General features: G+C 68.3%; 14 protein-coding genes. 11 read left to right on the top strand and 3 right to left on the bottom strand.

From position 1 onward, the window contains the following. Positions 1–101 precede the first annotated feature (101 nt). The 9 genes from C9E82_RS13025 to C9E82_RS12985 are packed head-to-tail and all read left to right on the top strand — an operon-like array spanning position 102 to position 6,906. The gene (locus tag C9E82_RS13025; protein WP_119897577.1) at positions 102–572 is read left to right on the top strand and encodes a flagellar basal body-associated FliL family protein; all 471 of its coding nucleotides are present in this window, start codon (positions 102–104) and stop codon (positions 570–572) included. Between the two features lie 14 nt (positions 573–586). Next, positions 587–919, top strand: a complete 333-nt coding sequence (locus C9E82_RS13020; RefSeq protein WP_244936026.1) for a hypothetical protein — start codon at positions 587–589, stop codon at positions 917–919. Then, positions 912–1,454 carry a MotE family protein gene (locus C9E82_RS13015; protein WP_119897575.1) on the top strand — a complete coding sequence of 181 codons (543 nt, stop codon included), beginning with the start codon at positions 912–914 and terminating at the stop codon, positions 1,452–1,454. The genes C9E82_RS13020 and C9E82_RS13015 overlap by 8 nt, the downstream gene beginning before the upstream one ends. 12 nt (positions 1,455–1,466) lie before the next feature. Next, complete coding sequence (motA, locus tag C9E82_RS13010; RefSeq protein ID WP_119897574.1) at positions 1,467–2,333, top strand: flagellar motor stator protein MotA; 867 nt, start codon at positions 1,467–1,469, stop codon at positions 2,331–2,333. Then, positions 2,333–2,647, top strand: coding sequence for a hypothetical protein (locus tag C9E82_RS13005; protein ID WP_119897573.1), 315 nt, complete (start codon positions 2,333–2,335; stop codon positions 2,645–2,647). Before motA ends, C9E82_RS13005 begins: the two co-directional genes overlap by 1 nt. Next, positions 2,644–4,731 carry a flagellar biosynthesis protein FlhA gene (locus tag C9E82_RS13000; RefSeq protein ID WP_119897572.1) on the top strand — a complete coding sequence of 696 codons (2,088 nt, stop codon included), beginning with the start codon at positions 2,644–2,646 and terminating at the stop codon, positions 4,729–4,731. The genes C9E82_RS13005 and C9E82_RS13000 overlap by 4 nt, the downstream gene beginning before the upstream one ends. Beyond that, positions 4,731–5,486 (top strand): flagellar biosynthetic protein FliR, encoded by a 756-nt coding sequence (locus C9E82_RS12995; protein WP_119897571.1) that lies wholly within the window; start codon positions 4,731–4,733, stop codon positions 5,484–5,486. The genes C9E82_RS13000 and C9E82_RS12995 overlap by 1 nt, the downstream gene beginning before the upstream one ends. Then, positions 5,483–6,547: a flagellar type III secretion system protein FlhB gene (gene flhB, locus C9E82_RS12990; protein ID WP_119897570.1), complete on the top strand. Its 1,065-nt coding sequence runs from the start codon at positions 5,483–5,485 to the stop codon at positions 6,545–6,547. Before C9E82_RS12995 ends, flhB begins: the two co-directional genes overlap by 4 nt. Beyond that, complete coding sequence (locus C9E82_RS12985) at positions 6,544–6,906, top strand: hypothetical protein (protein ID WP_183154077.1); 363 nt, start codon at positions 6,544–6,546, stop codon at positions 6,904–6,906. Before flhB ends, C9E82_RS12985 begins: the two co-directional genes overlap by 4 nt. Positions 6,907–6,971: 65 nt before the next feature. Here the strand turns inward: C9E82_RS12985 and C9E82_RS12980 are convergent, their stop codons facing one another. The 3 genes from C9E82_RS12980 to leuC are packed head-to-tail and all read right to left on the bottom strand — an operon-like array spanning position 6,972 to position 10,108. Beyond that, positions 6,972–8,159 carry an endonuclease/exonuclease/phosphatase family protein gene (locus C9E82_RS12980; RefSeq protein WP_244936025.1) on the bottom strand — a complete coding sequence of 396 codons (1,188 nt, stop codon included), beginning with the start codon at positions 8,157–8,159 and terminating at the stop codon, positions 6,972–6,974. Next, positions 8,057–8,662, bottom strand: coding sequence for a 3-isopropylmalate dehydratase small subunit (gene leuD, locus C9E82_RS12975; RefSeq protein ID WP_119897568.1), 606 nt, complete (start codon positions 8,660–8,662; stop codon positions 8,057–8,059). The genes C9E82_RS12980 and leuD overlap by 103 nt, the downstream gene beginning before the upstream one ends. Positions 8,663–8,674: 12 nt before the next feature. Next, positions 8,675–10,108 (bottom strand): 3-isopropylmalate dehydratase large subunit, encoded by a 1,434-nt coding sequence (gene leuC, locus C9E82_RS12970; RefSeq protein ID WP_119897567.1) that lies wholly within the window; start codon positions 10,106–10,108, stop codon positions 8,675–8,677. A gap of 529 nt (positions 10,109–10,637) precedes the next feature. On the opposite strand from leuC, the gene rsfS reads away from it, so the two are divergent. Both rsfS and rlmH read left to right on the top strand, forming a co-directional pair. Beyond that, positions 10,638–11,060 (top strand): ribosome silencing factor, encoded by a 423-nt coding sequence (gene rsfS, locus C9E82_RS12965; RefSeq protein ID WP_183154079.1) that lies wholly within the window; start codon positions 10,638–10,640, stop codon positions 11,058–11,060. 4 nt (positions 11,061–11,064) lie between these two features. Then, a complete protein-coding gene (gene rlmH / locus C9E82_RS12960; RefSeq protein WP_119897565.1) occupies positions 11,065–11,532 on the top strand; it encodes a 23S rRNA (pseudouridine(1915)-N(3))-methyltransferase RlmH in 468 nt (155 codons plus the stop codon). Positions 11,533–11,773 lie beyond the last annotated feature (241 nt).

The following is an 11,773-nucleotide window of genomic DNA, read 5'->3' as shown; positions in this document are numbered from 1 at the left end:
ATCAGCGATTGATTTATCGACAGGTCCTTTTTGCATGGGCCATGTTAAGAATTGGTTAGTCGCATGGTGCTAGATCCGTTTCATCACGACGGAGAATCGCCATGACTGATGCTGTAGAAACGGCAGCGGAACCACCGGAAAGGAAAAAGGGCATCCTCGTCCCGCTGATCGCCGCGGTGATCCTGGGCGGCGGGGGATTTGCGTCCACCTTCCTGGGTTTCTGGTCTCCGGCCGGGCTTTTCCAGCCCGCGCCGCAAAAAACCGGGCCGGATGATTCGGTCGCGTTCGTCGACATCCCGGCGATCGAGATGACGATGCCGGGGACGCGGGCCCGCAGCGTGATCCTGGCGGCCTCGCTGGAGGTGGCGGCGGCCGATCGCGCCGCCGTCGAAAGCCTGATGCCACGCATCCTGGATGCGATGAACGGCTTTCTCTCCGAGGTGGACCCGGCGGCCTATGACAAGCGCGGCGTGCTGGAGATCATCCGCGCCGAGCTGACGACGCGCATCCGCAACGTGCTGGGCGACACGCCCGTGAAGGACCTGCTGATCACGGAGTTTCGCATCAAATGACCATTTCCGAATTCATGCAAGTCGCCCTGGCCATCGCCTCGGTCGGACTTGCGGCCTTCTGCATGATCCTTGCGCGGCGCCTGCGGCGTCTGAATGACCTGGAGACCGGCCTGGGCGGGGCGATCGCGGTCATGGCGGCCGAGGTGGACCGGCTGGAGAAGGCGATCTGCGCGGCGCGCGACGAGGCGACGGCCGCGGGCGAGGCGCTTGCCGCCGAGATCACCCGCGCGCGCACCGAACGCGCCGCCTGGGAGCTGCGCCAGCGCATCGGCCAGGCGGCGGGCATCGAGGCCCCGGCCAGGCGCGCGCCCCGCCTGCGCAAGCGGATGGAGCAGGCGGATGCGTAAGCTGCTTCTTCCCGGCTTGGCGCTGATGCTTGGCCTTCCCGCCATCGCCATGGGCCTGCAGGGGCAGCAGCCCTCGCGCCTGTTCGCGGCCTTCGCCGAGCCGCCGGGGCTGATGCAGGGCTGCACGGACGTCCCCGAGGCGGTGGCGCTGGCCGAAACCCTGCGCGACCGCGCCTTGCGGATCGAGCGCTACATGGAAACCATCGACGAACGGAAGGCCGAGCTTGCGGTGGCCGAGGAAACGCTGCGCGTCCGGCTGGCGGAACTCAGGTCCCAGAAGGGCGGCATCCAGTCGCGTCGGACCGCGCATTCCGATGCGGTCCGCACCGATATCGAGCGGCTGGTTGCCGTCTATGACCGCATGAAGCCGAACGAGGCGGCGGCGATCCTGACCAACCTGCCCACCGATTTTGCCGCCGAGATCCTGATCCGCGTCCAGCCCGAGACCGGCGCCCGCATCATCGCCTCGGTCGAGCCCCGCCAGGCCGCCCTGCTGACGGCGCAAATGGGCGCGCGCAGCGTCCGCAACCAATAGAGAGGACCGCGCATGTTCGGTTTCGTCGGCATCTTCGTGACCATGGCGATGGTCTTCGGCGGCTATCTCCTGGCCGGCGGCAAGATGGGGGTCATCCTGCATTCGCTGCCCTTCGAGATGATGATGATCGGCGGGGCGGCGGTCGGATCCTATCTTTTGTCCAATGACAGCCACGTCCTGAAGGCGACAGTCGGCGGATTGGTGCGCGCCTTCAAGGGCGCCAGATGGACGACGCAGGACCACCAGGATGTCCTGTGCCTGATGTTCCAGCTGCTTCGGGTCGCGCGCGAGAATCCCGTCGCGCTGGAGCAGCATATCGAGCAGCCGGCCGAATCGCCGATCTTCGCCGCCTATCCGCGGCTGATGGGCGACGAACAGGTGGTCTCGCTGATCGCGGATACCCTGCGCTCGGCCAGCCTCAACTACGACGATCCCTACCAGGTCGAGGAAATGCTGTCGCGCCGCATCGCCAGCCTGCGCGAGGACGAGATGCACGTTCCTCACGCGCTGCAGACCATGGCCGACGCGCTGCCGGCGCTGGGGATCGTGGCGGCGGTGCTGGGGGTGATCAAGACCATGAGTTCGATCGACCAGCCGCCCGAGGTGCTGGGCAAGATGATCGGCGGCGCGCTGGTCGGCACCTTTCTGGGCGTGTTTCTGGCCTATGGTTTCGTGGCGCCGCTGGCCGGCCGGCTGGGCGCGGTGATCAAGCAGGACCTGACCTTCTACGATGTCATCAAGTCGGTGCTGGTCGCGGGGCTGCACCAGCACGCCACCAATCTGTGTGTCGAGGTCGGGCGCCAGGCGGTGCCCGAACATGTCCGGCCCAGCTTCGACGGGCTCGAATCCGCACTGCGGGAACTGAAGAAGGCCGCGTGATGATCCTGCCGATCATTCTGGCGCTTGCCGCCGATACGGCCCTCGCGGCCGCGCCGGGCGAACCCGAGCTGCCGCCCGCCGTCGCGGCCATCGCGGCCGAGGCTTCCGAGCGCCTGCTGGCCGGCGAATCGCTGCCCCCGGACTATCGGCTGCGGCTGCTGGCCCTGCCCCCGGCCGAGCGCCTGCTGGCGATCATCTATCTGCGGCGCACGGGCCTGCTGCGCGGCGATCCCTGGCCGCTGGAGGATGTCCTGCGCCCCGCCCCCGTGTCTGCTCCCGTGTTCGCCCCCGCGAATGACGAGGCCCGCGAATGAAGGCTATTGCCGCCGTGACCTCCGGCAGGTTCCTCGATGCGCCGATCATCGTGACCGGCGCGCTGGTGCTGATCGTGGTCTCCATGGTGATCCCGATGTCGCCCGGCATGCTGGACCTGGGCATCGCGCTGTCGATCGCCAGCGCCACGCTGGTGCTGGTCATGGCGTCCCTGGTCGACAAGCCCACGGATTTCCAGGCCTTTCCGGTGCTTCTGCTGATCAGCCTGGTGATCCGGCTGTCGCTCAACGTGTCCTCGACGCGCCTGATCCTGACGCAGGGCCATAGCGGGCCCGAGGCCGCGGGCCATGTCATCAACGGCTTTGCGGGCTTCGTCGCCGGCGGCTCGCTGCTGGTCGGGCTGACCGTCTTCGCGGTGATCTCGGTCGTCAATTTCATGGTCATCACCAAGGGCTCGACCCGCATGGCCGAGGTCGCGGCGCGTTTCGCGCTGGATTCGCTGCCGGGCAAGCAGCTGGCGATCGACGGCGACCTGAATTCGGGCGCGATCGACCATGCCGAGGCGCGCCGCCGCCGGGCGCAGGAGCAAAGCGAGATCAGCTTCTTCGGCTCGCTGGACGGCGCGTCGAAATTCGTCAAGGGCGACGCGATCGCGGGGATCGTCATCACGCTGATCAACCTGATCGTCGGGCTGGCCGTCGGCATCGGCCTGCATGGCATGGCACTGGGGGAAGCGGTCGCGACCTATTCGCATCTGACGATCGGCGACGGGCTGGTGACGCAGATCCCCGCGCTGATCACCTCGATGGCCGCGGCGTTGCTTCTGTCGCGCGGCGGCGCGACCGATCCGACCGCGCAGCTGCTGTCCTCGCAATTCGTGCGCAGCTGGAAACCCGCCGCCATCGTGGCGGGGGCGATGATCGTCGTCTCGTTCATTCCCGGGATGCCGCGGGCGCTGTTCCTGACGATCGCCGCGATCTCGGGCGCGCTTGCCTGGCATCTGGCGCGGCGTTCCACGGCTGAGCCCGAAGATCCCGCCATCGAGGAGGAACCCGCGATCCGCCCCGCCAGCCGCATCGGCGACGTGCTGGACACCGACGAGATCAGCGTCGAGATCGGCACCGACCTGATCGCCATCGCGCTGGACCAGGCGCGCGGGCTGGGCACGCGCATCAACAACCTGCGCATCCATATCGTGCGGAACTATGGGCTGATCCTGCCGGATGTGCGTATCACCGATACCGAGGAACTGGCGCCGGGCGACTATGTGATCCGGGTGCAGGGAGTCGTGCGGGGACGCGGCAGCCTGCGGCCGCAGGAGGTGCTGGCCCTCGGCCCGGACCCGATCCTGCGGCAGCTGCGCGGCGCCGAGGTGCGCGAGCCGGTCTATTCCAGCCCGGCGCGCTGGATTTTGCGCGACGACCAGGACGATGCGGCGACGCTTGGCGCCACGGTCGTCACGCCGATGGAGGTGCTGTCCACCCATCTGATGGAGGTCGTGAAGACCAACCTGCCCGCCCTTCTGACCCTGTCGGCGATGCAGCGCCAGATCGAGGAGCTGAAGGCGATCTCGGACCCCGCGCGGGCCGAGCGTTACCGCCGCTATTTCGAAAGCATGATCCCCGACAAGGTCAGCCCCGAAACCCTGCTTGCGGTGCTGCGCGCGCTGCTGGAGGAGCGCGTGTCGATCCGCAACCTGCCGCTGATCGTCGATGCCATCGCCGAGTTCCGCGCCATCGATTCCGCCGAGACGCTTTACGAACTGGTGCGCAAGCGCCTGCGCGGGCAGATCTCGCAGCAATATGCAAGCGAGGCGGGAGTGATCAGCGCGGTCCAGCTGCACCCGGCCTGGGAGGCCGAATTCGTCCGCGCCGACAGCGAAACCGGCCGCAGTGGCGGCGGGGCAGTCACGCCCACCCTGTCGCGGCGGCTGCTGGATTCGGCCCGCAAGGCGCTGACCCTCTCGGACCCCGCGCTGCGGCCCGTCATCGTGGCCCCCGACCACCGCCGGCGCGTGGTCCGCGCGGTCTTGGGCTCGAACGGGATCTCGGTGCCGGTCCTGGGCTTCGAGGAGGTCGACCCTTCCGTGGAACTGAACTTCGTCTCGACGATCGAGGCCGCCTGATGTGGGAGGACCTGGCCCGACTGGTTCCGGGGCTGGAATGGTCGCTGGTGCTGACCTATGTGCGGGTCCAGGCCTTCTTCCTTGCGCTGCCGGGCCTGGGCGAGCGGACCGTTCCGGCGCGTGTCAAGATCTCGCTGGCGATGGCGGTCTCGCCGCTTCTGGCCGGACATGCGGCGCCGCTGGCCGCGCCCGGCACGGTGACCGGCATCCTGGCGCAGGTTGCGGGGGAAACCCTGATCGGCCTGGCGGGGGGCGGGCTGCTGCGGCTGATGGCGATGGCGATCGACATGGCCACCTCGGCCATCGCGGCCACCGCCTCGCTGTCGCAGATCGTCGGCGCGCCGAACGAATATGCGCCCCATCCGATCGGCAACCTGCTGCATCTGGGCGGCATGGCGATCCTGATGGCGCTTGGCCTGCCGGTGATGCTGGTGCAGCTGATCGCCGACAGCCTCGTGCTGTGGCCGCCGGGCGGATGGCCCGATGTCGCGGTCTTCGCGCCCGAGGCGATCAGGATCCTCGCCTACAGCTTCGGGCTGGCGATGCTGCTGGCGGCGCCGTTCAGCCTCGGCGGGTTCCTGTTCCAGGCGCTCTCCGGGGTCATCAACCGCGTCATGCCGGCGCTGCCGGTGGTCTTCATCGGCTCTCCGGCGGCGATCATGCTGGCGCTGGCCGCGCTGGCGATCCTTGCGCCGATGATCGTCTCGATCTGGGCCGAGGCAATCCTCGATTTCACCATGCCGGGGCCGCGATGAGCGAGGACAGCAGCGACAAGCAATATGAGGCGACCGAGCAGAAGCTGCGCAAGGCGCGCGAGCAGGGCGACATCCCGCGCTCGACCGAGATCAACGTGGCGATGATGTATCTGGGCGCCTGGCTGGGCTTCGCCATCGGCGCCGGCTATGCGGTGAAGCACTGGCTGTCCATGGCCGCGCGCTCGATGGGATCGGACGGCTGGCCGCTGGATTCGGTCTTCGGCCTGGCCGGGTCGCTGTGGCGATTTGCGGGCCTGGCGCTGGTCGCGCTGGCCATGGTGCCGCTGGTCGCGATCTTCCTGGGGCTGATCACGCCGCGCGCGCTGATCTTTTCGCCCAAGAAGCTGGCCTTCGACTTCAAGCGGATCAACCCGGTGAAGAATGCCGGCCAGAAGTTCGGCAAGTCCGGCCTGGTCACTTTCGCGATCTCGGTCGGGAAGGCCGGTTTCGTCTGCCTGGGCGGCTGGTACCTGTTCGGCCTGCTGTGGCAGCGGCTGGCGGGCAGCGCGCTGGGGTCTGGGACCACCTGGGCGCTGGGGCTCGGCAGCCTGCTGGGGCAGGTCCTGATGATGGCGCTGGCGATCTCGGCCGGGTTCGCGGTGCTGGATTTCCTGTGGAAGCGGCACGAACATCTGCAGAAGAACCGCATGACCCGCAAGGAGATGGAGGACGAATACAAGGAGGTCGAGGGCGATCCGCACATGAAGGCCGCGCGGCGGCAGCGGGCCGTCGATATGGCCTCGAAGCAGATGCTGGCGGATGTGGCGCGGGCGGATGTGGTCATCGTAAACCCGACGCATTACGCGGTGGCGCTGGAATGGAAGCGCGGCAGCGGGCGGGCGCCGGTCTGCCTGGCCAAGGGCACCGACGAGGTCGCCGCGCGCATCCGGGAACGGGCGAAGGACCACAAGGTCCCGATCTGGTCCGACCCGCCCTGCGCCCGCGCCCTGCACGCCACGGTCGATATCGGCAAGGAGATCCGGCGCGAGCATTTCGCCGCCGTCGCCGCCGCGATCCGCTTTGCCGAGAAGATGCGCGAAAGGGCGCGGGCCGGATGGTGACCGAGGCGGGGAAGCTTGCGCTGCTGGAACGGATCGCCCGGATCAAGGCCGAGCGGGAGCTGAAGAAATTCGCGGCCTTCAGCGGCCACATGACCCTGGCCCGGCAGAAGGTCGATTCGCTGCAGGCGGCGTTGCGGCAATGCTATGAGAGCGGCGCGCCGCTGTCGGTGGCCGAGGCGCGCATCGCCAGCGCCCAGGCCGCGCGTTCGGCGCGCGAACTGAGCCGGGCGGTCGGCGATCTGGAGCGGATGACCCCGCGTTTCGAAAAGGCCCGCGCCGAGGCCGCGAAGGAGTTCGGACGCGCCGAGGTGCTGCTGGAGCTGGCGCGATCGGCGGGCAAAAAGCCGCATCGGATGTGAGGCAGGTGATGCCTGCATGGTTGGCCGCAGCGGGACATTCGCGTCAGCCGGCATCGGGCGAGGCGTCAGTCGTCGGTGCGGACAGCCATCTGCGCGCCGGGCGCCAGGTCGACCCAGACCAGCCGGTGGTTCGAGGCCATCGCCACGGCTTCGGCCAGCGGATCTTCTGGTGCGGGCCACAGCACGCCGCTGCCGGCAACCGCCAGCGTCCTGGCGGGAAGGATATAGTCGACGCGCAGATTGCCCGGCCCGTCGCTGGCGAATTCGGCCGTATCCAGTGCCGGATCGCCCCGATGGCCGGCATTCGCGCCGTCCTGCGGCGGCTGCCACGCGCCGCGGGGGGCCGGATCGGCGGCATGGTCCAGCAGCGCGTGCAAAGCCTCGGGGCGGCCCTCGCCATCGACCAGGTCCAGGTTGATGTTGCCGATCAGCACGAAGGGCGCCTCGGGCAGGTGGTGCAGCCAGAAGGCGGCCTCGTCATGGTTGCGGCGGCCGTTGCGATCCTCGGGGCCGTCGAAGACCGGCGGCGTCGCGGCCCAGGCCAGCAGATGCAGCGGCCCGTCCGGGGTCTGGACCGCCACGTCCCAATGCGCGGTCGAGGACAGGCGCTGGATCGCGGCGACTTCCGGGGACGTCCCGTCGGGCATCAGGTTGCCGGGCAGGTCGCGCCACAGGACGTCCGAGTGATCGACCGCCGGACCCAGCGGCAGGCGCGACAGGATCGCCATGCCGTTCTGGCCGCTGAACCGGCCGAAACCCTGCGCGTCGCCGGCCCCGCCACGGCGCCCGTCCCCGTCCAGGTCGAGCCCGGTGGCCATGCCGCTGTTGGGCCGCGCGGTGAAGTGGTGCGGCATCGGATGGCCGGCATCGCCCAGCAGCCCGGAGAAGGCGGCCAGGGCCAGCGCGTCATGGTCCCAGTCGATCCCGGTCAGCAGGATCACGTCCGGTGCGGCCGTGGCGATCACCTGCGCGGCGGCCAGCACCTGCTCGTCGCCCGCCCGGATGTCGCGCAGCAGAAGCCCCGGCCCGTCGCGCGTCAGGCCGGGGTCCCATGTCGCGATGCGCAGCGGATCGCCCCCCGAATCGCCTGCCGAATCGCCTGCCGCGCCGGATGCCGGCAGGGCCAGCGCCAGGGCGCAGCCGAGGACCCTCAGATCCAGGGCCGGGCCTGCGCCATTTGCGTCTCGAACCTGTCGATGGCGGGCGCCTTTTCCATGGTCAGGCCGATATCGTCCAGCCCGTTCAGCAGGCAATGCTTGCGGAACGGGTCGATGTCGAAATGGAACTCCTGGCCGTCCGAGCTGCTGACCGTCTGGTTTTCCAGGTCGACGGTCATGCGGGCATTGGCGCCCTTGCGGGCATCCTCCATCAGCGCGTCCACGGCCTCTTGCGGCAGGGTGATCGGCAGGATCCCGTTCTTGAAGCAGTTGTTGAAGAAGATGTCGGCGAAGCTGGTCGAGATCACGCAGCGGATGCCGAAATCCAAGAGCGCCCAGGGGGCATGTTCGCGCGACGATCCGCAGCCGAAATTGTCGCCCGCGACGAGGATCTGCGCGTCGCGCCAGGCGGGCTGGTTCAGGACGAAATCGGGGATCTCGTTGCCCTCGCGGTCATAGCGCAGCTCGTCGAACAGGTTCACGCCCAGGCCCGAGCGCTTGATCGTCTTCAGGAACTGCTTGGGGATGATCATGTCGGTGTCGATATTGACCAGCGGCATGGGCGCGGCGATGCCGGTCAGGGTGGTGAATTTGTCCATGATCCTGTCTCCTTACGCCGTCACGGCCGCGAATTCGCGGATATCGACCAGGTGGCCGGCCACGCCCGCCGCCGCCGCCATGGCGGGCGACATCAGGTGGGTGCGGCCCTTGTAGCCCTGCCGCCCCTCGAAATTGCGGTTCGAGGTCGCCGCGCAGCGCTCGCCCGGCGCCAGCTGGTCGGGGTTCATGCCCAGGCACATCGAGCAACCGGCCAGCCGCCATTCGAAGCCGGCCTCCTTGAAGATGGTGTCCAGCCCCTCTTCTTCGGCCTGCGCGCGCACCAGGCCGGATCCGGGCACGACCATGCCGCGCACGCCCTCGGCCAGCCTGCGGCCGCGCAGCACCTCGGCCGCGGCGCGCAGGTCCTCGATCCGGCCGTTGGTGCAAGAGCCGATGAAGACCGCGTCGATGGCGATGTCGGTCAGCTTCGTGCCCGCCGCCAGGCCCATGTATTCAAGGCTGCGCCGCGCGGCCTCGACCTTGCCGCCGGTGAAATCCTCGGGGGCGGGGACGGTCGCGGTGATCGGCAGCGCGTCCTCGGGGCTGGTGCCCCAGGTGACGGTGGGGGCGATGTCCTCGCCGCGCAGGGTCACGACCTTGTCCCAATGCGCGTCCGGGTCGCTGTAGAGCGTCCTCCACCAGCTGACCGCGGCCTCCCATTGCGCGCCCTTCGGGGCATGGGGGCGGCCGTTGACATAGGCGAAGGTGGTCTCGTCCGGGGCGATCAGCCCGGCGCGGGCGCCCCCTTCGATGGCCATGTTGCAGATGGTCATGCGGCCTTCCATCGACAGGTTGCGGATCGCTTCGCCGCAATATTCGATGACATGGCCGGTGCCGCCGGCGGTGCCGGTCTCGCCGATGATCGCCAGCACCACGTCCTTGGCGGTGACGCCGGGGGCGAGGCGGCCGGTCACCTCGACCTTCATGTTCTTCGACTTCTTCTGGATCAGCGTCTGGGTGGCCAGCACATGCTCGACCTCGCTGGTGCCGATGCCATGGGCCAGCGCGCCGAAGGCGCCATGCGTGGCGGTGTGGCTGTCGCCGCAGACCACGGTCATGCCGGGCAGGGTCCAGCCCTGTTCGGGGCCGACGATATGCACGATGCCCTGGCGGATGTCGTTGACCGGATAGTAGTTCACGCCGAATTCGCGGGCATTGCGGTCCAGCGCTTCGACCTGGATGCGCGATTCCTCGTTGTCGATGCCCTTTTCGCGGTCCCAGGTGGTGGGCACGTTGTGGTCGGGCACGGCGATGGTGCGTTCCGGCGCGCGGACCTTGCGGCCGGTCATGCGCAGCCCCTCGAAGGCCTGCGGGCTGGTCACCTCGTGGACCAGGTGGCGGTCGATATACAGCAGGCAGGTGCCGTCCTCTTGCCGTTCGACGACATGGGCATCCCATATCTTGTCATAGAGCGTGCGCGGGGCACCGGCGGTGGTATTCGTCATGGCTGGAACTTTCGGCTGTGATGCGAATGGATATGCGTGCGGGTGGGGGCGCGGGCAATCACCCGCGCAGCCTCAGCCCCGCGCCGTTACGCAGAGCGTCTCGCCATAGAAGCGCTGCGGCAGGCGCGCGCGGTCGTGAATGTCGAAATAGACAAATCCATGCATGGAACCCATTTACGACGGCTTGCGGCGCGAAACAAGGATATTGGCGCGAATTGTGGCCGGATTTACCGGATGGTAGCTTTTGTCCGGCAAGCTGAACCCATCGGGAATCGCAAGAGGATCGCATGGGCCGGTCGATATGTCATTCGTGGTGGTTGGTCGGGGTGATGCTGTCGGTCGCGGGCTGAACGGCGCCGGTTGCGCGCGGATTGCCGGATCGCTGGCCAGCACAAGCCGGGCGACCGCCTGCCTGCCGGGCGATTGCGCAGCGGTGAACGATCTGGGCATTGAGAAAACGGCGTGCGATGCTACATTGGTATTGCCCCTGCGCCGGGGGTGATCGGCGCGCTGACCGGAGGATACAACCCTGTCAAAAGACGTCTCGCCGGCTGCCCGGCCGGCCGCGACCGCCGCGGCGCAAGAACTGACCAGCGACCAGCTTCTCAGCCGCATCCTGTCATCGCTGGATGACGACAAGGCCGAGGATGTCGTGACGATCGACCTGCGCGGCCGGTCGGCCATGGCGGATCACATGGTGATCGCCTCGGGTCGAAGCTCGCGCCAGGTGGCCTCGATCGCCGAGAAACTGGCCGAGCGCTACAAGCAGCTGACCGGCCACAGCCCCCGGATCGAGGGCAAGGATGCCGGCGACTGGGTGCTGATCGACACCGACGACGTGATCGTCCATGTCTTCCGCCCCGAAGTGCGCGAATTCTATCAGCTGGAAAAGATGTGGATGCCCTCCGACACGCTTGGCCGCATCCGCGAGGCACCGCACGGCACGAACTGAGGCGATGCGGATCGACATTGCCGCGGTGGGGCGGCTGAGGAAGGGCCCCGAGGCGGCGCTGGTTTCCGATTACCTGGACCGCTTTGCCCGGACCGGCCGGGGCCTGGGTTTTCCGGCCGTGGGCGTGACCGAGGTCGAGGACCGGCGCGGCGGCGGCATGGCGGCCGAGGCCGAGCTTCTGTCGCGCGCGATCCCGCCGGGCGCCGTCCTGGTGATGCTGGACGAGCGCGGCGAGCAGCCGGGATCGCCGGACCTGGCCGCGCGGCTGGGCGCCTGGCGCGACGGCGCGCGCGACGTCTGCTTCGTGATCGGCGGCGCGGACGGGCTGGACCCGGCGCTGCGGGCGCGGGCGGACTGGCAGATCAGCTTCGGGCGCATGGTCTGGCCGCATATGCTGGTCCGCGTGATGTTGGCCGAGCAGCTTTACCGGGCGGCGACGATCCTGGCGGGCTCTCCCTATCATCGGGCCTGAGGGCGGTGGCCGGGCCGCCGGCTGGCTCTTGAACCGGTGGCGCACCAGCCGGCGACCCCCGAGGGTATTTAGGCAACAGAGAAAGCGCCGCCTCGTCTCTCGGCAAGCCTGTTTTTCTCTGATGCTGTGACCGCCCCCCGACGGCATCTGTGTGCCAAGGTGGGTCTGCAATGATCCACAAAGGAGAGCGGTCATGTCGGAGATTATCACGGTCGGACTCGATTTGGCGAAGAATGTGTTT

The sequence above is a fragment of the Paracoccus sigandri genome (assembly GCF_003709565.1).
GTDB classification, from domain to species: Bacteria; Pseudomonadota; Alphaproteobacteria; order Rhodobacterales; family Rhodobacteraceae; genus Paracoccus; species Paracoccus siganidrum.
The sequence above is the reverse complement of the archived record's forward strand: the minus strand, read 5'-3'. Positions and strand labels throughout refer to the sequence as shown.